The sequence below is a fragment of the Gordonia sp. NPDC003425 genome (assembly GCF_053588635.1).
Genome location: NZ_JBSFQI010000003.1, coordinates 15,236 through 34,577, shown reverse-complemented (window position 1 = coordinate 34,577; position 19,342 = coordinate 15,236). Strand labels below are relative to the sequence as shown.

Annotated in this window: 19 protein-coding genes; 16 read left to right on the top strand and 3 right to left on the bottom strand. The window is 67.4% G+C overall.

Annotated features, from left to right (window positions below):
- Positions 1-3: 3 nt before the first annotated feature.
- Both ACWDTD_RS05010 and ACWDTD_RS05005 read right to left on the bottom strand, forming a co-directional pair.
- Positions 4-1,578, bottom strand: a complete 1,575-nt coding sequence (locus ACWDTD_RS05010) for an aspartate:alanine exchanger family transporter (RefSeq protein WP_449745974.1) — start codon at positions 1,576-1,578, stop codon at positions 4-6.
- 291 nt (positions 1,579-1,869) lie between these two features.
- Entirely contained in the window at positions 1,870-3,540 is a 1,671-nt protein-coding gene (locus tag ACWDTD_RS05005) for a sulfite reductase subunit alpha (protein WP_449745973.1), read from the bottom strand.
- Between the two features lie 563 nt (positions 3,541-4,103).
- Here ACWDTD_RS05005 and rpmE point away from each other — a divergent pair.
- The 16 genes from rpmE (at position 4,104) to ACWDTD_RS04925 (ending at position 18,628) form a co-directional block, all read left to right on the top strand.
- Positions 4,104-4,331: a 50S ribosomal protein L31 gene (rpmE, locus tag ACWDTD_RS05000; RefSeq protein ID WP_449745972.1), complete on the top strand. Its 228-nt coding sequence runs from the start codon at positions 4,104-4,106 to the stop codon at positions 4,329-4,331.
- 142 nt (positions 4,332-4,473) lie between these two features.
- Positions 4,474-5,574, top strand: coding sequence for a peptide chain release factor 1 (gene prfA, locus ACWDTD_RS04995; protein WP_449745971.1), 1,101 nt, complete (start codon positions 4,474-4,476; stop codon positions 5,572-5,574).
- Positions 5,571-6,467, top strand: coding sequence for a peptide chain release factor N(5)-glutamine methyltransferase (gene prmC, locus ACWDTD_RS04990; protein WP_449745970.1), 897 nt, complete (start codon positions 5,571-5,573; stop codon positions 6,465-6,467). Before prfA ends, prmC begins: the two co-directional genes overlap by 4 nt.
- Before the next feature lie 12 nt (positions 6,468-6,479).
- Positions 6,480-7,136, top strand: coding sequence for an L-threonylcarbamoyladenylate synthase (locus ACWDTD_RS04985; protein ID WP_449745969.1), 657 nt, complete (start codon positions 6,480-6,482; stop codon positions 7,134-7,136).
- Entirely contained in the window at positions 7,133-8,392 is a 1,260-nt protein-coding gene (locus ACWDTD_RS04980; protein WP_449745968.1) for a serine hydroxymethyltransferase, read from the top strand. Before ACWDTD_RS04985 ends, ACWDTD_RS04980 begins: the two co-directional genes overlap by 4 nt.
- Positions 8,393-8,403: 11 nt before the next feature.
- Positions 8,404-9,636 (top strand): MraY family glycosyltransferase, encoded by a 1,233-nt coding sequence (locus tag ACWDTD_RS04975; protein ID WP_449745967.1) that lies wholly within the window; start codon positions 8,404-8,406, stop codon positions 9,634-9,636.
- A 318-nt stretch (positions 9,637-9,954) separates the two neighbouring features.
- Positions 9,955-10,371 carry a hypothetical protein gene (locus tag ACWDTD_RS04970; RefSeq protein WP_449745966.1) on the top strand — a complete coding sequence of 139 codons (417 nt, stop codon included), beginning with the start codon at positions 9,955-9,957 and terminating at the stop codon, positions 10,369-10,371.
- Complete coding sequence (atpB, locus tag ACWDTD_RS04965; RefSeq protein ID WP_449745965.1) at positions 10,368-11,132, top strand: F0F1 ATP synthase subunit A; 765 nt, start codon at positions 10,368-10,370, stop codon at positions 11,130-11,132. Before ACWDTD_RS04970 ends, atpB begins: the two co-directional genes overlap by 4 nt.
- A gap of 81 nt (positions 11,133-11,213) precedes the next feature.
- A complete protein-coding gene (locus tag ACWDTD_RS04960) occupies positions 11,214-11,474 on the top strand; it encodes a F0F1 ATP synthase subunit C (protein ID WP_449745964.1) in 261 nt (86 codons plus the stop codon).
- 49 nt (positions 11,475-11,523) lie between these two features.
- Positions 11,524-12,015 carry a F0F1 ATP synthase subunit B gene (locus ACWDTD_RS04955; RefSeq protein ID WP_449745963.1) on the top strand — a complete coding sequence of 164 codons (492 nt, stop codon included), beginning with the start codon at positions 11,524-11,526 and terminating at the stop codon, positions 12,013-12,015.
- 2 nt (positions 12,016-12,017) lie between these two features.
- On the top strand, positions 12,018-13,370 hold the full coding sequence (locus ACWDTD_RS04950; protein ID WP_449745962.1) for a F0F1 ATP synthase subunit B/delta: 1,353 nt from the start codon (positions 12,018-12,020) through the stop codon (positions 13,368-13,370).
- Positions 13,371-13,467: 97 nt separating this feature from the next.
- Positions 13,468-15,096, top strand: a complete 1,629-nt coding sequence (gene atpA / locus ACWDTD_RS04945) for a F0F1 ATP synthase subunit alpha (protein ID WP_449745961.1) — start codon at positions 13,468-13,470, stop codon at positions 15,094-15,096.
- Between the two features lie 38 nt (positions 15,097-15,134).
- On the top strand, positions 15,135-16,064 hold the full coding sequence (locus tag ACWDTD_RS04940; protein ID WP_449745960.1) for a F0F1 ATP synthase subunit gamma: 930 nt from the start codon (positions 15,135-15,137) through the stop codon (positions 16,062-16,064).
- Positions 16,065-16,122: 58 nt separating this feature from the next.
- A complete protein-coding gene (gene atpD, locus ACWDTD_RS04935) occupies positions 16,123-17,571 on the top strand; it encodes a F0F1 ATP synthase subunit beta (protein WP_449745959.1) in 1,449 nt (482 codons plus the stop codon).
- A gap of 9 nt (positions 17,572-17,580) precedes the next feature.
- The gene (locus tag ACWDTD_RS04930) at positions 17,581-17,961 is read left to right on the top strand and encodes a F0F1 ATP synthase subunit epsilon (RefSeq protein ID WP_449745958.1); all 381 of its coding nucleotides are present in this window, start codon (positions 17,581-17,583) and stop codon (positions 17,959-17,961) included.
- A gap of 205 nt (positions 17,962-18,166) precedes the next feature.
- Positions 18,167-18,628: a DUF2550 domain-containing protein gene (locus ACWDTD_RS04925; RefSeq protein ID WP_449745957.1), complete on the top strand. Its 462-nt coding sequence runs from the start codon at positions 18,167-18,169 to the stop codon at positions 18,626-18,628.
- Position 18,629: 1 nt separating this feature from the next.
- Here the strand turns inward: ACWDTD_RS04925 and ACWDTD_RS04920 are convergent, their stop codons facing one another.
- Positions 18,630-19,253 carry a cob(I)yrinic acid a,c-diamide adenosyltransferase gene (locus ACWDTD_RS04920; protein ID WP_449745956.1) on the bottom strand — a complete coding sequence of 208 codons (624 nt, stop codon included), beginning with the start codon at positions 19,251-19,253 and terminating at the stop codon, positions 18,630-18,632.
- Between the last annotated feature and the right edge of the window lie 89 nt (positions 19,254-19,342).

Sequence of the window (19,342 nt, the reverse complement as noted above, 5' to 3'; positions counted from 1 at the left end):
CCGCTACAAGACCGAGATGATCTGGGCGAGAAGGATCTTGACCACCATCGCGGTCGGGTAGACCAACGCGTAGCCCAGCGCTATGCGCGGGTCGTCCCCGCTGCGGGCATTGGCGAAGGCCAGATGGGCGGGATTGGTCTGTGCCCCGGCCAGGGCGCCTGCCATGCGGACACGACCGATCCGCAGCACCCACCGGCAGGCGGCGTACATCCCCACCGCCATCACCAGGGAGGTGGCCGCGCCGGTCACCAGGATGTCGACGATCGCGCCACTGGTGAACGCGTCGAGGATGAGCGAACCGGCCTTGGTACCCGCGAACGCGAGGAAGAGCAGTAGGCCGATCTCGGTGACCACCTGCGCGGACGTGACCGGCATGGACGTGGGAATCGGCCCGATACGACCCACCTTTCCCATCACCAGGCCGACGATGAGGGTGCCCGCCGCCGCACCCAACGACAGCGACCCCAGCCCCGGAATCGGAATCGGGATCAAACCGAGCAGCAGTCCCACGGCCAGGCCGAAACCCAGTGCCGGCGCATTGAGTTCGGTGAGACCGCGCGACGAATCACCGAGTTCGGCGGCGATCCTGCGCATCTTGTCGGGCGGCGCCACCACCCGAATCCGGTCTCCGAGCGCGATCACCGTGTCGGGGTTGGCGATGAAGTCGGTGTCGCCGCGGCGTACCCGCGTGGCCGAGCCGCCGTGGCGATCGAGTTCCAGATCACGGATGCGCCGGCCCGCCAGGTTCGGCGCCGAGACGGTGATACGACGAAAATCCAGCGCACTGCGATCGGCGGTGAGATCGTGCGTCGAGCGATGACCGATCTCGTCGATCAGCGCGTCGATGTCGGCACGCGGGCCGATCACGGTCACCAGATCGCCGGTCCGCAGAATCTGCTCGTCGTCGACGGGTGCCACCGGTTCGTGTGCGCCGTGCGCGATCCGGGAGAAGGTCAGGCGATGGCCGTGGCGCGACCGCAGACCGGCGACGCTCACGTCCGGGCTCTCGATGCGCACCGTCACGCCGATCACCTTCGGTGGGGTGTCCGGATCGTCGTTGCCGAAGCGGAACGCGAGCGCCACCATCACCAGCATCAGCAGAACGCCGAAGACGTAGGCGCAGGCATATCCCACGGTTGCCTCGGCCGAGCCACCGGCGGCCGCGAGCGCGGGCGTGTTGGTCACCGCACCGGCAAACGTGCCGGCAATGGTCTTGTGCGACAGACCGAATGACGAACCGACGAGGAACACCGTGATCGCCGCCGCGATCAACACCACGGTGATCGTGACCACGAGCTTCCACGCCGAGCGCAGTGATGCGAAGAAGCTCGGCCCGGCCACGAGTCCCGTGGTGAACGCGAAGAGCACCAATCCCAGATTGCCGACGATCTCGGCCACCTTCATGTGGACGTCGAAGGCGGTGCCGACAGCGGTGATCACCAGCGCGGTGAACAGCACCGCGGCCGGGCCGAGCGCCACGCCACGAATCGAGACGCGACCCAAGGCGGCACCGATCCCGATCACGATCGCGAGATATAGCAGTGGTTGCTCGGCGAGCAACCGCGCAACCGCGGTCACCGGTCTACGACATCGCAGGTGTACATGCGACGAGTATCGACCCCGGTGCCCAACGACGCAGGTGGCAGAAGACCTTCTTCAGGTGTGATCTGCGTCCACCGGGTCAGGCGGTCACGTCACGCAGCAATTGGTCCCATGCCCAGAACATGGCCGGCTCGACCGACATTCGCGATCGCGCGCACACGGCGCGGTGTTCTCGCCGGCGCCCGCGCGGTGTGGATGTGCGGGTTCATCGGGGGTGGCTGGCATCGTTGCCGTCCTTTTGTGTGTAGGTGTGCGATGGGCGCGCGGCTAGTAGACGTCGCGCAGATAACGTTTGTCCTTCTTGAGCCGGGCCACGACATCGGCGGCATCGTCGGGCCCTACATCGCCGTGCCGGGCGATGATCTCGTGCAGCGCGTCGTCGACGTCGCGGGCCATCCGGGTGGCGTCGCCGCAGACATACAGGTGGGCGCCCTCGTCGAGCCAGCGATACAGTTCGGCGCCGTGCTCGCGCATCCGGTCCTGGACATAGATCTTGTGGTCCTGGTCGCGGGAGAACGCGAGGTCGAGCCGGTCGAGTACCCCGTCGGCGACGAACTGGTTGATCTCGTCGGCGTAGATGTGATCGCAGGCGGCGTGCTGATCGCCGAAGAACAGCCAGTTCTCGCCGGTCGCGCCTCGACCGGCGCGCTCGTGCAGAAACGCGCGGAACGGTGCGATGCCGGTGCCCGGACCCACCATGATGACCTTCGCGGTGTCGTCGGCGGGCAGCCGGAACGACTTGTTGGGTGTGATGTACACACCGACGGTCTGGCCGTCGGTCACACGATCGGCGAGGTAGGTGGAGCAGGTGCCGCCGCGCTCACGTTCGCCGGTGCGGTAGCGCACGGCGGCCATGGTGACGTGCACGGTTCCCGGGTGGGCGCGCGGACTCGACGAGATGGAGTACACCCGATTGGCCAGCGGCCGCAGCTCGGCCAGCAACTCGTCGGGTGTGATCGTCAGCGCCGCATCGACGTTCAGCAGGTCCAGCACGTCACGGCCCCACAGATAGGCATCAAGGGCCTCGTGGTCGCCGGTGGCGCTCAGGTGGGTGAGCTCGGGGTCACCGCTGCGGCTCGCGATGTAGTCGAGCAGATACTTCGAGGCCGTCGTGATCTCGTAGCGCGTGGTCAATGCCTCACGCAGTGTCCGCTGCTCCTTGCGGTCGACGATCATCGTGTCGCCGGGAACGCCCAGACGGTCGATGATGGCCTCCACCAGATCCGGGTCGTTCACCGCGCCGATGCTGATCCCGTCACCGGGCTCGTAGGTGATGCCGCTGTCGCCGAGCCCGATCACCAGGTGCCGAACCTCCTTGTCCGATCCGGGGCCCGACAGCACCGAATTGGCCACGACGGTCGCCGGATACGGGTTCTTGCGACCCCAGGCGGCAGTGCAGGACGCCGCCCGGGCCGTTGTGACGCCCGGCACGGCGGCGGGCTTCTCCGGTGCGGCGGGTGTGAATGCGGGCTCATGCGGCGCGGCCAGCGCGGGGATCGCCGCACCCATCCAGTCCTGCGCCCGCTGCCGGAAGTCGACGTCGCAGTCCACGCGGTCGATCACCCGGGTGGCGCCGAGTTCGGCCAGCCGCGCATCGAGGTTCTTGCCCGATTGACAGAACCCATCGTAGATCGAATCACCCAGCGCCACAAGTGCATACGACATGCCTTCCAGACGCGGCGCCTCCGGTGCGGCGATCGCCTGCCAGAACTCCTCGGCGTCGTCGGGCATGTCGCCCTCACCGTAGGTGGACACCGCGATCAGCACACGCCGCTCGGCGGCGAAAGAAGCCATGTCCATCTCGGCCATGTCGCACATCCGGGGATCGAGTCCGTGTTCAGCGGCGAAGACTTTCGCGGCGTCGGCCACGAACTCGGCGTTGCCGGTCTGGGTTCCGTACAGGATCAGCAGCCCCTCTGCGGTCTGTTGTACCGGCATGCCGGGGGGAATGTAGGGGAGTTGCACGTCATCCGGCCTTCTGCTCGGCGACCACGGTGGGCCGGGTGTCGACGTCCGCTGCGGCGGACCTGATCAGTGCGTCCACCACGGCCGGAACCGTCTGTGACGCGAAGAGTTCGTCGAAGTCGGGGAGTGCGCCCAGGACCTAGCGGTTGTGGCGATCGCGGTGCAGGATCCCACAGCCGGTGCGGTTGCTGCACTCGCATCCCCTCGTCTCGGTGCCGAATGTCGCGGAACTGCCCGCCGACGTCCGGCCGGTCGCTCGGATGACGCCGCTGCGACGGTGGAGCGGTATCGAGGGAGAATTATAACTTAGGGAAGCCTTACCAAATAGTCCTACCTGACCTGCGCTCGATCGGGAATGAACCGGCCCTGGTGCCGCGTTGGGCACGATGACGGATTCAGCACTCCATGGCGTGTGGCAGCGGCGCGATTTCCCCTGGTGCCGCAGGCGATGGCATACTGGTCGGTCGAGTCCGGTACCGGTTCACACCGCCGAATCGCGGCGGTGACCCGGCGACCACGAGAAAGGGACACCAACGATGAAGCAGGGAATCCATCCCGATTACCACGCGACCACGGTCGTGTGCGGTTGCGGCAACACCTTCGAGACCCGCAGCACCGCAGAGAACGGACGTATCAACGTCGAGGTCTGCTCGCAGTGCCACCCGTTCTACACGGGCAAGCAGAAGATCCTCGACACCGGTGGCCGCGTCGCCAAGTTCGAGAAGCGTTACGGCAAGCGCACCAAGAAGGCCGACGCCAAGTAGACCCCACGACGACGCCCGCCCGGTTCCCGCAAACCGGCCGGGCGTCGTTTGTCGTTTCCAGCCACGTTTGTCGTTTCCAGCCGCGTTTGTCGTTTCCAGCCGCGTTTGTCGTTTCCAGCCGCGTCGGCGATCAGGAGGAGCGGTGCCCACGAGCGCCCACAGCAACAGCGCCCACAGCAACGGGGGGGCCATCGACGACATCCTCGCCGAGCATGCCGGCCTCGAGCAGCAACTCTCCGATCCCTCGTTACACGACGACCCGGCCAATGCCCGGCGGGTGGGCAAACGCTTTGCCGAACTCGCGCCGGTGATGGCCACGTACACGAAGCTGCAGACAGCGCGCGACGATCTGGCCGCGGCACGTGAGCTCGCCGCCGACGATCCGGCGTTCGCCGAGGAGATCCCGGCCCTCGAAGAGTCCGTCACCGAACTCGACGCCACCCTCACCGACCTGCTGGCCCCACGAGATCCGCACGACGGTGACGACGTGGTGCTCGAGATCAAGTCAGGTGCCGGTGGTGAGGAGTCGGCCCTGTTCGCCTCCGACCTCGCCCGGATGTACCTCAAGTACTGCGAACGGCACGGGTGGAAGGCGCAAGTTCTCGGCGTCACCGAGTCCGACCTCGGCGGCTACAAGGAGGCCACGATCTCCATCAAGTCGCGGGAGGCCACGCGCGACGGCGTCTGGTCGCGACTCAAGTTCGAGGGCGGCGTGCATCGGGTGCAGCGGGTGCCGGTGACCGAATCGCAGGGGCGCATCCACACGTCGGCCGCGGGTGTTCTCATCTATCCCGAGCCCGAAGAGGTGGAGCAGGTCGAGATCGACGAATCCGATCTGCGCGTGGATGTCTACCGCTCGTCGGGCAAGGGCGGGCAGGGCGTCAACACCACCGACTCGGCGGTGCGGATCACCCACCTTCCCACCGGCATCGTGGTGACCTGCCAGAACGAGCGTTCGCAGCTCCAGAACAAAGCCCGCGCGATGCAGGTGCTGGCCGCGCGACTGCAATCGGCCGCCGAGGAAGAGGCCGAGGCGGCCGCGGCGGAGGGCCGCGCCGCGCAGATCCGCACCGTGGACCGCTCCGAGCGAATCCGCACCTACAACTTCCCGGAAAACCGGATCACCGACCACCGCATCGGTTACAAGGCCAACAACCTCGACGCGGTGCTCGACGGCGACATGGATGCCCTGCTCGACGCCCTGGTCGCGGCCGACCGGCAGGCCCGGCTCGACGCCGAATGACCGCCGCGCCGGTGTCGGCGGAGCTGCGCCGCGCCACCGCCGACCTCGCGGCGGCCGGGATCGACTCGGCGCGCGCCGACGCCGAGTGGCTGATGGCGCACGTCCTCGGCGTCGACCGCGGGCTGCTGCTGATGGCCGACGACCTCGACGACACCGCACTTCGCCGCTATCGCGACCTGATCGAGCGCCGCAGCCGCCGCGAGCCGCTGCAACACCTCACCGGTCGCGCGGCGTTCGGCCCGGTCGATCTCGCGGTCGGACCGGGTGTGTTCGTGCCGCGCCCGGAAACCGAGTTCCTCCTGGAGTGGGCCTGCCGGGCTCTCGCGCGGATCGACGCGCCCGCGGTCGCCGACCTGTGCAGTGGCAGTGGCGCGCTGGCGCTGTCCATCGCGGCCGCCGTACCGGGTGCGCGGGTGGCCGCGGTGGAGACCGACCCGCGGGCGCTGCGCTGGCTGCGTCGCAATGTCGAAGCTGGTGACCTGGGCGATCGGGTCACGGTGATCGCGGCCGACGCCACCGACGAGGCGGCCGTCACCGGTCACATCGCCGACGGGTCCCTCGACCTCGTGGTGGCCAATCCGCCGTATGTGCCAGCCGCCGCGCAGGTGTCGCCCGAGGTGGCCGCCGATCCGGCACACGCGGTGTTCGCCGGAGGCGACGGCATGGCCGTGATCACCCCGATGGCCGGGGTGATCGCCACGATATTGCGCCCCGGCGGTCGGGTGGGCATCGAACACGACGAGTCGACATCGCGGCAGGTGGTCGAGGTTCTCGACGCGACCGGTGCCTACGACGAAATCATCGCGCACCGCGACCTCGCCGACCGGCCGCGGTTCGTGACCGCGCGACGTCGCCGAACCGACGGGCCGGACCGGCCGCCGACGCGGGCGTGACAGGATGATCGGGTGAGCATCGTCTACGACTGCAACGATCCGCAGACGCGCCCCGCGGGACTTCGTGCGGCGATCGGCGCGGCCAAGGGCGGCAGTCTCGTGGTGATGCCGACCGACACGCTCTACGGCATCGGCGCCAACGCCTTCGATTCCGAGGCGGTGTCGGCGTTGCTGGCCGCCAAGCACCGCGGACGGGACATGCCCGTGCCGGTCCTGGTGGGCTCGTGGCACACCGTCGACGGGCTGGTCCTGTCGGTGTCGCAGGCCGCCCGCGACCTGGTGGAGGCGTTCTGGCCCGGGGGACTGAGCATCGTGGTGGAGCAGGCGCCGTCGCTGGCCTGGGATCTCGGCGACACCGACGGCACCGTGATGCTGCGCATGCCGCTGCATCCGGTGGCGATCGAGGTGTTGCGCGCGGTGGGGCCGATGGCCGTCTCGAGCGCCAACGTGTCCGGCCGGCCACCCGCCACCACGTGTGCCGAGGCCCGCGAGCAACTCGGCGACTCGGTGGCGGTGTACCTCGACGGCGGGCCGGCCCCCAAGGCGGAGGCCTCGACCATCGTCGATCTCACCGGGGCCGAGCCCCGGGTGCTGCGGGTCGGTGCGGTGAGCGTGGACGCGGTGGCCGAGGTTCTCGACGTCGACCCGGCGACGCTGGTGCCGACATGATCGTCGACGGCGTGGAAACCGGCGGACCCACGGCCCTGTCGGGCGCCGACCCCGAGATCGCCGAGCTGATCGCGCGGGAGGCCGTGCGCCGAACGTCGACGCTGCAGCTGGTCGCAGGGGAGACCGTGGCGTCCGACGCCGTTCGTGTCGCGTTGTCGTCGGTGCTCGGCGACGCCTACGCCGAGGGATATCCGGGGGCGCGCTTCCACGGCGGCTGCGAGGTGGTCGACGAGATCGAGCAACTCGCGATCGCCCGGGCCACCACACTGTTCGGCGCCGAGTACGCCAATGTGGCCCCGCACTCGGGCAGTTCCGCCAATCAGGCCGTCTACGCCGCCTTCGCCCAGCCCGGCGACCCGGTGCTGGCCCTGAAGCTCGGTCACGGCGGCCACCAGACGCACGGATCGCGCGCCAACTTCTCCGGACGCTGGTTCGGTTCGCTGCACTACGGAGTCCGTGAGTCCGATGAGCTCATCGACTACGACCAGGTTCGCGACATGGCGCTGCTGCATCGTCCGCGCCTGCTGATCGCGGGCTCGGCCACCTACTCCCGGCTCGTCGACTACGCGGTCCTGCGCGAGATCGCCGACGAGGCCGATTGTGTGCTCTGGGTGGATGCGGCGCATCTGGGTGGCCTGATGGCCGCGGGGGCGGCCCCGTCGCCGGTCGGGTACGCCGACGTCATCACCCTGACCACACACAAGGTGCTGCGCGGGCCACGCGGCGGCATCATCCTTGCGGTGGCCCGGCACGCGAACGCGCTGCAGAAGGCGGTGTTCCCGTTCCTTCAGGGCGGTCCGGCACTCAACGTGATCGCCGCCAAGGCGGTGACCTTCGCCGAGTCGGCGACGCCCGGATTCAGCGCCCATGTGGCGGCGGTCGTGGCCAATGCGCGAGAGCTGTCGCAACAGCTTGACCGGCGGGGGCTGCGCAGCGTGTCCGGTGGCACCGACACGCACCTGGCCGTCATCGACGTCTCCGCGTTCGGTCTCACCGGCATCGAGGCGCAGCGCCGGCTGGGCGCGGCCGGCATCGTCGTCGACAAGGCGGTGCTGCCGTTCGACAACCAGCCACCCGCCGTCGGTTCCGCCGTCCGGATCGGCACACCGATCGTGACGCTGGCCGGTGCGCGGGAGAAGGACATGGCGGTGATCGCCGACTGGATCCATGACGCGCTGCGCGTGCCGGTCTCCGGCGACGGCGCCGGTGCACACGCCCGAATCCGCGGCGAGGTCGCCGCCCTGCTCGGCGGGTAGCCTTGGGCGCGATGTCCGGCCCCGTCTCGATCCCCGACCCCGTCTCGATCCCGGACCACGGCGCGGCGCTGCTGTGGGCGGCGTCGGGAACCGGTGGCGCCGGTGTCCCGCTGCGCGAATTGCTGCTGGTGGGACTCACCGCCGCGGCCATGACCTATCTGCTCACCTCGATCGTGCGGGTGAGCGCGATCCGAACCGGAGCGGTGGCGGTGCCGCGAGTGCGCGACGTGCACACCATCCCCACCCCGCGGCTCGGTGGGATCGGCATGTTCGCCGGTGTGGTGGCCGCGATCGCGCTCGCCGCCAACCTGCCCGCACTCAACCGCGGGTTCGCCTACACCAACGACATGACGGCGGTGGTGACCGCGGGAGCGATCATCGTGATCGTGGGAGCCATCGACGACCGGTGGGGCCTCGACGCCCTCACCAAATTCGTCGGACAGCTCACCGCGGCCGGGGTGATGGTGGTGATGGGTGTCAGCTGGCTGCAGGTGCCCGTTCCGTTCGGCAACATCGGCACGGTGGTGCTCGATCCGTTTCAGTCCGGGTTACTGACCGTGATGATCACGGTGGCCACCATCAACGCGGTCAACTTCATCGACGGACTCGACGGTCTGGCGGCCGGACTGGGACTCATCGCGGCATCGGCGATCTGCATGTTCTCGCTCGGTCTGCTCCGCGACCAGGGCGGCGACGTCAGCTATTACCCGCCCGCACTGATCTCGGTGGCTCTCGCCGGGGCCTGCCTGGGCTTCCTGCCACACAACTTCTCGCCCGCACGGATCTTCATGGGCGACTCCGGTGCCATGCTCATCGGTCTCATGCTCGCCGCCGCCTCGACCAGTGCGTCCGGACGTATCGCCATCAACGCCTACGGGCCGGCCGACGTGTTCACCCTGCTCTCGCCGCTGATCCTGGTGGCGGCGGTGGTGTTCGTGCCCATGCTCGACATGCTCATGGCGGTGATCCGCCGCACCCGTGCGGGCGTCGGCTTCTACACCCCGGACAAGATGCACCTGCATCACCGACTGCTCGAACTGGGACATTCGCAACGACGTGTCGCCCTGATCATCTACCTGTGGGTGGGGGTGTTGGCGTTCTCGGTGGCGGCGAGCACGCTGTTCCCGATGTCGGTGGTGCTCCCGGCATTCGCCGCCGGTCTGGTGCTGGCGATGCTGGTGACCATCGCGCCGCGGGTGCAACGACGAGTCGCCCAGGTCCGCACCGAACGCGCACTGCGCTGATCGGACACGGCCGATGTCCCGTGTGCCGGGGACGGGGGCGCCCCCGGTAACCTGGCGGTCGGTTAGGTAACCCAACGGTAAAGTGGTGTACTATCCCGTGTAGTAGTCGCGTGGCTCAGATCACCCGCAGGATCGTCACGATCCGTCGGCGATTTCGCCCGTGACCGACCTGATCACCGCCGGACCCCCTGATGGATACCTGAGACGGTGTTGATAAGGTCACTGCAAACGCAGAGCGTACGCCCGGCGGCCCCGCCGCAGATCGCACGTTCGCTGCCTGATGCCTGGCGCATCGAGGTGCCTGATGTGAGGAGACCAATGGCGACGTCCGCCCCCGACTCGGCCTCCGTGTATTACCCGCCCGCGCCGACCAGTCTGGTGCGCCCCGGAATCATCGCGGCTGTGCTCAGCGTGATCATCGGTGCCGTCGCGGTGTATCTCGGACACTGGCTTTTCGCGCTCTTCTTCGTGATCGGGGTGGTGGCCATCTTCGTGAACGCGAAAATGGTCATGTTCACGGTCGATCGCGTCGCCAACGCGGAGAACCCACGTAAGAAATCGTTGGCCACCAACTCTGCCGCGCGACTGGGTGTGATCACCGTGCTCGCCCTGGCATGTGCCTACCTCGTCCGGCCCGACGGGCTGGGCGTGATGTTCGGACTCGCCCTCGGCCAGGTGGTCCTGGTCCTCAACGCGGTGATTCCGGTGATGAAAGGACTTCGGAAGCAGCTATGACCGGATCGACATACGGCGACGCGCTCTATCTGGCCGAAGCGAAGATCGAGGTCGGCCACCACCAAGAGGTGCAGTGGCTGGGCATGACGTGGAACATCGACACGATCATCGCCGCGGCGGCAGCCGGCCTCATCGTGATCCTGCTGGCGTTCTTCGTCCGGTCCAGGATCACCTCCGGAAAGCCCAACGCGGTCCAGTTGTACTTCGAGGTCATCACCGTCCAGATGCGCAGCCAGATCGAGAACGCGATCGGCATGAAGGTCGCGGGATTCGTTCTGCCGCTGGCGGTTACGCTCTTCACCTACATCCTGATCGCGAACTGGTTCTCGGTGCTGCCGGTTCAGTACGGCACCGCGGAGGGCAGCACGCACGAAGTGGTGAAGCCCGCGGCCAGCGACGTGAACTTCTGCTACGCGCTCGCGATCTTCGTGTTCTGCTGGTACATGGCGGCCGGTATCCGTCGGCGTGGCTTCTTCGGTCACTTCAAGAAGCTGGTCAAGGGTCACGTGGTGGCACTCGCGCCGATCAACATCATCGAGGAGATCGCCAAGCCGGTTTCGCTCTCCCTCCGTCTTTTCGGCAACATGTTCGCCGGCGGCATCATGGTGGCCCTGATCGCGCTGTTCCCGGCGTACATCATGTGGGCACCCAACGCCATCTGGAAGTCCTTCGACCTGTTCGTCGGTCTGATCCAGGCGTTCATCTTCGCCCTGCTGACCATCCTCTACTTCAGTCAGAGCATGGAACTCGACGACCACTGATCCGATGTCCGGCCGAACCGTCGGTCGGACCACAGACCTGGCAATCCGATTGCCAGTATCACCCGAAAGGAAATCACTCCAATGGCAGATCCGAATCTGATTGGTCTGGGCGCGCTGATCGGCGGCGGCATCATCATGGGTGGCGGTGCCATCGGCGCCGGCATCGGTGACGGTATCGCCGGTAACGCACTGATCGCCGGCATCGCCCGGCAGCCGGAAGCCCAGGGCCGTCTGTTCACGCCGTTCTTCATCACCGTCGGTCTGGTCGAGGCCGCGTACTTCATCAACCTCGCGTTCATGGCGCTCTTCGTGTTCGCGACCCCGATCAGCGCCGTTTCCTGACCGGGGCGGTATCGACGGGCCCTGATATCTCCACAAGGGAAGCGCAACAATGAATCTCGCTGCAGAGAACTTTCTGATTCCGAACGGCACGCTGATCGCGTGTCTGCTGATCTTCGTGATCGTGCTGATCGTGATCCGTACGATCGTCGTGCCGCCGATCCTCAAGGTGCTCGACGAGCGTGACGCACGCGTCGTGAAGACGGCGGAAGACAACAACGCTGCTGCGGCGAGTTACGAAGACGCCGACAAGGAATATCGGGCCCGGATGAAAGACGCCCGCGCCGACGCGACGGGAATCCGGGACGACGCGCGTGCGAAGGGGAACGAGGAGCTGTCCGATGCGAAGCGGCGCGCGACCGACGAGGCCGACGCCGCTCTCGCAAAGATCTCGTCGGAGCTGAAGGTGGAGGCCGACAACGCCGTCACCGAGGCCAAACGGGATGTGGACAGGTTGTCGACCACGCTGGCCGGCCGAGTCCTCGGCATCGACGGTGCCAAGGCGGATGCCGCCGCGGCGAAGCAGACTGAGACGGTGAAGTAGCAGTGGACATATTCATCGGGCAGCTGATCGGCTTCCTGGTCATCGTGGCCTTGTTCTGGCGGTACGTACTCCCGCCGCTGCGCAGGGCGGTCAAGAATCAGCAGGATCAGATCGGCCAGCAGATGGTCGACAGCGACGCGGCGAAGAACCGGGTGATCGATGCCCAGGCGGCACACGATCGGTCGATCCAGCAGGCCAAGACGGAGGCCGAGGAACTGCACAACGGGGCCCTCGACGACGCCAAGGGCATTTCCGAGGACCTCAAGAAGCAGGCCGACGCCGAGGTCAAACGCATCAGCGAGCACGGCACCGCGCAGAGTGAGCTGCTGCGCACCAGCATGGTGCGCCAGTTGCGCTCCGAACTGGGACTCAACGCCGTCGACGGCGCAGGCAAGGTGGTCCGCGATCACCTGTCCAAGCCGGGCAACCAGTCCGACACCATCGATCGCGTCATCGACGAACTCGAGGCCATGTCCACCGGCTCGCAGCCGTCCACCGGGGTGCCGCACTCCAGTGCGCTGATCGGCCTGCGCTCGCTGCACGCCGCCAGCCGCGAGGCGGCACGGGCGGTGGCCACCGAGTTCGACTCGGCCGCCGAGTCGCTCGACAGCGAGTCGCTGGTCACCGCGAGCCACGAGATGACCAAGGTCATCGCGTTCCTCAACGGTCAGCATCTTCTCCGCAAGAAGCTCACCGAGGACGAGGAGAACGCCGAGGGCAAGCGGCAGCTCGTGCACACGCTCTTCGACGGCAAGGTGTCGCCGATCGTCGTCGACGTGGTGGCATCGGCGGTCAGCCAGCGCTGGTCGCAGTCCACCGACCTGATCGTCGCGCTGCGCAGGCAGAATGCCCTGATCGTGCTGACCGCCGCCGAGCGTGACGGCACCATCGAACAGACCGAGGACGAACTGTTCCGGGTGAGTCGACTGCTGGACTCCAATCCGCAGCTCGCGTCGTTGCTGTCGGACTTCACCCGGTCCGCCGACGACCGCAACGAACTGCTCAAGGGCCTGATCGGCGACCAGGTGGGAGGGCACACCTGGTATCTGATCTCCCACGCGATCGAGCTGCTGCACGGACAGCCGGTGGAGGTGATGGCCGACCTGCTCGCGCAGCTGGCCGCGGCACGCCGCGGCGAAACAGTGGCCCATGTGGTGTCGGCGGCCGAACTGAGCGATGCTCAAAAGGAGCGACTGGCCACCGTGCTCGGCGGGATCTATCACCATGCCATCTCGGTGCAGACCGAGGTCGACCCCTCGATCCTCGGCGGCCTGCGGATCGGCGTCGGCGACGAGGTCATCGAGGCCGACGTTGCGACGCGACTGGCCAAGGCGGCGCAGTCACTACCGAACTGACCCCCCGCGCGGCCGTCGCCCACACCTCGACGGCCTGCCGGATCACCCACCGATACGACTTACCCAACCGGATCAGAACCAGGAAAGACGAGAACCCATGGCGGAGTTGACGATCTCAGCGGACGAGATTAAGGGAGCGATCGAGCAGTACGTCTCGTCGTTCGAAGCCGAGGCCACCCGCGACGAGGTGGGCATCATCACCGACACGGCCGACGGCATCGCCCACGTCAGCGGGCTGCCCGGCGCGATGGCCAATGAGCTGCTGCAGTTCCCCGACGGTGTGCTCGGCGTGGCACTCAACCTCGACGAGGACGAGATCGGCGCGGTCATCCTCGGTGACTACGAGTCGCTGGAAGAGGGCCAGCCGGTCAGCCGTACCGGCGACGTGCTGTCGGTGCCCGTGGGCGACAAGTTCCTCGGCCGTGTGGTCGACCCGCTCGGCGCGCCCATCGACGGCCTCGGCGACATCGAGGCCGAAGGTCAGCGTGTGCTCGAGCTGCAGGCCGCGACCGTGCTCGAGCGCCAGCCGGTCGAGGAATCACTGGCCACCGGCATCAAGGCCATCGACGCGATGACCGCCATCGGTCGCGGACAGCGTCAGCTGGTGATCGGTGACCGCAAGACCGGCAAGACCGCGGTCTGCGTCGACGCCATCCTCAACCAGAAGGCCAACTGGGAATCGGGCGACGAGAGCAAGCAGGTTCGCTGCATCTACGTCGCGATCGGCCAGAAGGGCTCAACCATCGCCGGGGTCAAGACGGCGCTCGAAGAGGCCGGCGCGATGGAGTACACCACCATCGTCGCGGCCCCCGCGTCCGACTCCGCCGGCTTCAAGTGGCTGGCCCCCTACACCGGTTCGGCCATCGGGCAGCACTGGATGTACGAGGGCAAGCACGTCCTGATCGTGTTCGACGACCTGACCAAACAGGCCGAGGCGTATCGCGCGATCTCGCTGCTGCTGCGTCGCCCGCCGGGTCGCGAGGCCTACCCCGGAGACGTGTTCTACCTGCACTCGCGTCTGCTGGAGCGTTGCGCCAAGCTCTCCGACGACATGGGCGGCGGGTCGATGACCGGACTGCCGATCATCGAGACCAAGGCCAACGACGTCTCGGCGTTCATCCCCACCAACGTCATCTCGATCACCGACGGACAGGTCTTCCTGGAGTCCGACCTGTTCAACAAGGGTGTGCGCCCGGCCATCAACGTCGGTACCTCGGTGTCGCGCGTGGGTGGTGCCGCGCAGACCAAGGGCCTCAAGAAGGTGTCGGGTTCGCTGCGTCTGGAGCTCGCCCAGTTCCGTGAGCTCGAGGCATTCGCGGCATTCGCCTCCGACCTCGACGACGCGTCGAAGGCGCAGCTCGAGCGTGGCGCCCGCTGGGTGGAGATGCTCAAGCAGAACCAGTTCAGCCCGTACTCGGTGGAAGACGAGATCGTGTCGATCTACCTGTGCGGACAGGGGCACTACGACTCGGTGCCGGTCGACGACATCCGCAACTTCGAGACGCAGCTGCTCAGCCACCTGCACCACAACGCGACCGGTGTCTACGACTCGATCGCCGGCGGACAGGTGCTCACCGACGATCAGGCCGAGGCCCTCGTCGACGAGACCAACAAGTTCAAGAACAGCTACCTGACCCATGACGGGCAGCGCGTGGTCAACGAGGCCGAGGCCAACGCCATGGACGCCGACGAGGTCGAGCAAGAAGAGATCAAGATCCGGAAGTGACAGCGAAACCGACACCGTCGAGGAAGGGGTGAGGGCTCATGGCCAGCATTCGTGAGCTGCGCTCACGCATCCGGTCGGTTCAGTCGACCAAGAAGATCACCAAGGCGCAGGAGCTGATCGCGACGTCGCGCATCACCCGCGCGCAGGCACGGGTGGCGGCCGCCAAGCCGTACTCGCAGGAGATGACCAAGGTGCTCTCCGAGCTGGCGAGCGCCGCGGGATCGCTGGATCACCCGCTGCTCAAGGAACGCGACGAGCCCAAGCGTGCGGCGATCCTCATCATCACCAGCGACCGCGGTATGTGCGGCGGCTACAACGCCAATGTTCTCCGCTCGGCCCGTGAGTTGATCGCGCTGATCCGCTCCGAGGGCAAGGACCCGGTGCTGTTCGTGATGGGGCAGAAGGGCGTGGGATTCTTCAGCTTCCGCGGTACCCAGCTCGACGATTCGTGGACCGGCTTCTCGCAGGCACCCGAGTATTCCGACGCGTCGACGGCCACCGATTTCCTGGTGCAGCTGTTCCTCGCCGGTTCGGGCGAGCAGGTGGATCGGCCCGACGGTGAGGGTTCGCTCGAAGGGGTCGACGAGATCCATCTCGTGTACACCCGGTTCGTGTCGATGCTGACGCAGACCCCCGAGGTTCGCCGGGTGGCGCCGTTGGTGGTGACCGCGCACGAGGAGGGTAGCCCCGAGGTCTCCGAGGAGTCGCGCAACTACACCTTCGAACCCGGCGCCGAGTCGCTGCTGGAGGCTCTGTTGCCGCGGTACGTGGCAACGCGTGTGTACGCCGCTCTGCTGGATTCGGCCGCCTCGGAGTCGGCGGCGCGTCGTACCGCGATGAAGGCGGCCACCGACAACGCCGAGGAGCTCTCGAAGTCGCTCTCGCGCGAGGCCAACCAGCTCCGCCAGGCGCAGATCACCCAGGAGATCAGCGAGATCGTCGGCGGCTCGAGCGCGCTGGCCACGTGACGACAGCCGACATCCGCACCGGAACAAACTTCGATCAACAGGAAGTGACCCAAGCATCATGACCGCAGTAGCAGAATCCCCCAGCACGGAGTCGACGGGATCCTCCGACGGCCGTGTCGTCCGCATCATCGGCCCCGTCGTCGACATCGAGTTCCCGCGGGGCTCGATCCCAGACCTGTTCAACGCCCTGCACGCAGAGGTCACCCTCTCGTCGGTGGCCAAGACCCTGACCCTCGAGGTCGCCCAGCACCTCGGTGACAACCTGGTGCGCGCCATCTCGATGCAGCCCACCGACGGCCTCGTGCGCGGCGCGCCGGTCTCCGACACCGGCTATCCGATCCGGGTGCCCGTGGGCGACCAGGTCAAGGGGCACGTCTTCAACGCCCTCGGTGACTGCCTCGACAGCCCCGGCCTGGGTCGCGACGGCGAACTGTGGGGTATCCACCGCAAGCCCCCGGCCTTCGACGAGCTCGAGGGCAAGACCGAGATCCTCGAGACCGGCATCAAGGTCATCGACCTGCTCACCCCGTACGTCAAGGGCGGCAAGATCGGCCTGTTCGGCGGTGCCGGCGTGGGCAAGACCGTGCTCATCCAGGAGATGATCACCCGTATCGCGCGCGAGTTCTCCGGCACGTCGGTGTTCGCCGGTGTCGGCGAGCGCACCCGTGAGGGCACCGACCTGATCCTGGAAATGGAAGAGATGGGCGTGCTGCAGGACACCGCCCTGGTGTTCGGCCAGATGGACGAGCCGCCGGGCACGCGTATGCGCGTGGCCCTGTCGGCGCTGACGATGGCGGAGTACTTCCGCGACGTCAAGCACCAGGACGTGCTGCTGTTCATCGACAACATCTTCCGGTTCACCCAGGCGGGTTCGGAGGTCTCCACCCTGCTCGGTCGTATGCCGTCGGCCGTGGGCTACCAGCCCACCCTGGCCGATGAGATGGGCGAACTGCAGGAGCGGATCACCTCCACCAAGGGCCGTTCGATCACCTCGCTGCAGGCCATCTACGTGCCCGCCGACGACTACACCGACCCGGCCCCGGCGACCACCTTCGCCCACCTCGACGCGACCACCGAGCTCTCCCGTCCGATCTCCCAGCTGGGTATCTACCCGGCCGTGGACCCGCTGACGTCGACCTCGCGCATCCTGGAGGCCTCGATCGTCGGTGACGAGCACTTCCGTGTGGCCAACGAGGTCAAGCGCATCCTGCAGAAGTACAAGGAGTTGCAGGACATCATCGCCATCCTCGGTATGGACGAGCTCTCCGAAGAGGACAAGGTGACCGTGCAGCGGGCCCGCCGCATCCAGAAGTTCCTCGGACAGAACTTCCTCGTCGCCGAGAAGTTCACCGGTGAAAAGGGTTCGGTGGTGCCCCTGACCGAGACCGTCGAGGCCTTCGACCGCGTGTGCAAGGGCGAATTCGATCACCTGCCCGAGCAGGCGTTCAACAGCTGCGGTGGACTCGACGACGTGGAGGCCGCTGCGGCCAAGATCGCCGGAAAGTAGCGACACACCATGGCTGACAAAACCTTCCACGTCGAGGTGGTCTCCACCGACGCCGAGCTCTACGACGGCGAGGCGACGTTCGTGATCGCCCAGACCACGGTCGGCGAGCTGGGCGTGCTGGCCAATCACGAACCGTTGCTCGGCCAGCTCGTGCCGGGTGGTTTCGTGGTGATCGTCGAGGAGAGCGGGACGCGAAAGGCGGCCGCCATCGAGGGCGGTTTCCTGTCGGTGACCGGTGAGTCGGTGACGATCCTCGCAGAGGCGGCGGAGTGGGCCGACGGGATCGACATCGCCGCCGAGCGTGCCGCGCTCGAGGCATGCGAACCGGGCACCCCCGAGTACGACCACGCACACGCACGCCTGCGGGCCGCGGAGCAGCTCGTCAAGTGATTCCCGGCGCGCACGCCCGCGGCCGCGCAACTCGGCACAACTGAACACGATCACACGGCCGGCCACCCGAACCTCGGGTGGCTGGCCGTGTCTCATCGCGGGGTGGCATGCTGGAGGCAGTCACATCGCACGGCCACAGCCTGTCGACAGCCCGTCCGACGGCCGGCGATGTCTATCCGCACGAGTGTGAGGAGGTGCGGCCCGGGTGTCGGTGGTGATCGTGCTGCTGGGCGTGCTCCTGGTGGTGACCGTTGTGCTGTGCGGCCTGCTGGCCTATCGGCTGCAGCAGCTCCGTAGCGCCGGCAGCGCCGCGCTGCTGCGCACGTTGCCGGCAGCCGTGGACGAGGGATGGCGGCACGGCACGGTGCACTACACCGACGAGTCGCTGCGCTACTTCCGGCTCACGTCGTTGCGGCCGGGACCCTCACGCACCCTGTGCCGCGGATCGATCGACATCGTGGGACGCCGCGAACCCGCCGGCAGCGAGACCGAGATCCTGTCGGGCATGACGATCCTGCACCTGCGCGAAACGCGGCAGGACGGAGCACGCGGAGGACCGGGCGCCACCACCGACCTGGAGCTGGCCATGAGCCGCGACGGCGTGACCGCGTTCCAGGCGTGGCTCGAGGCCGGGGCGCCGACCCGCGCGCAGCGTCGCCGGGGCTGAGTCAGTCGCCGCCCGGCGCGGTATCGCCTCCCGGCCGGGAACGTTGCCCACCGGGCACCCAGGTCCTATCACCGTCCCCGTACGGTGGCCGGTTGGCCACCCGCGACAGGATGAACAACAGATCCGAGAGCCGGTTGAGGTAGCGCGCGGGAAGCACCGACGTCGTGTCAGGGTCGGCGTCGATGGCGGCCCACGCCGACCGTTCGGCCCGTCGGGTCACGGTGCGGGCCTGATGCAGCAGTGCGGCCAGGGGCGTGCCACCGGGCAGCACGAACGAGGTCAGCGAGGGAAGGTCCGCGCCGAACGCGTCGCACCATGCCTCCAGCGCGTCGATGTAGTCCTGCGTGATCCGCAGCGGCGGGTACTTCGGATCGGCCACCACCGGGGTGGAGAGATCGGCCCCGGCGTCGAACAGGTCGTTCTGCACGGTGGTGAGGACGTCGACGATCTCGGTCGGCACGTCACCGCCGAGCACCAGCGCCACACCGATCGCGGCGTTCGCCTCGTCGCAGTCGGCGTAGGCGATCACCCGGGCATCGGTCTTGGGCACCCGCGAGAAATCACTCAGGCCGGTGGTCCCGTCGTCACCGGTGCGGGTGTAGATGCGCGTCAGATGCACTGCCATTCTCTGACGGTAGCCGCTATCGAGAATTGGCGTAATCGACTACTCGATGCGTCTGTTGAATGCCACCCGACACTGGATCCTGCAGCAGT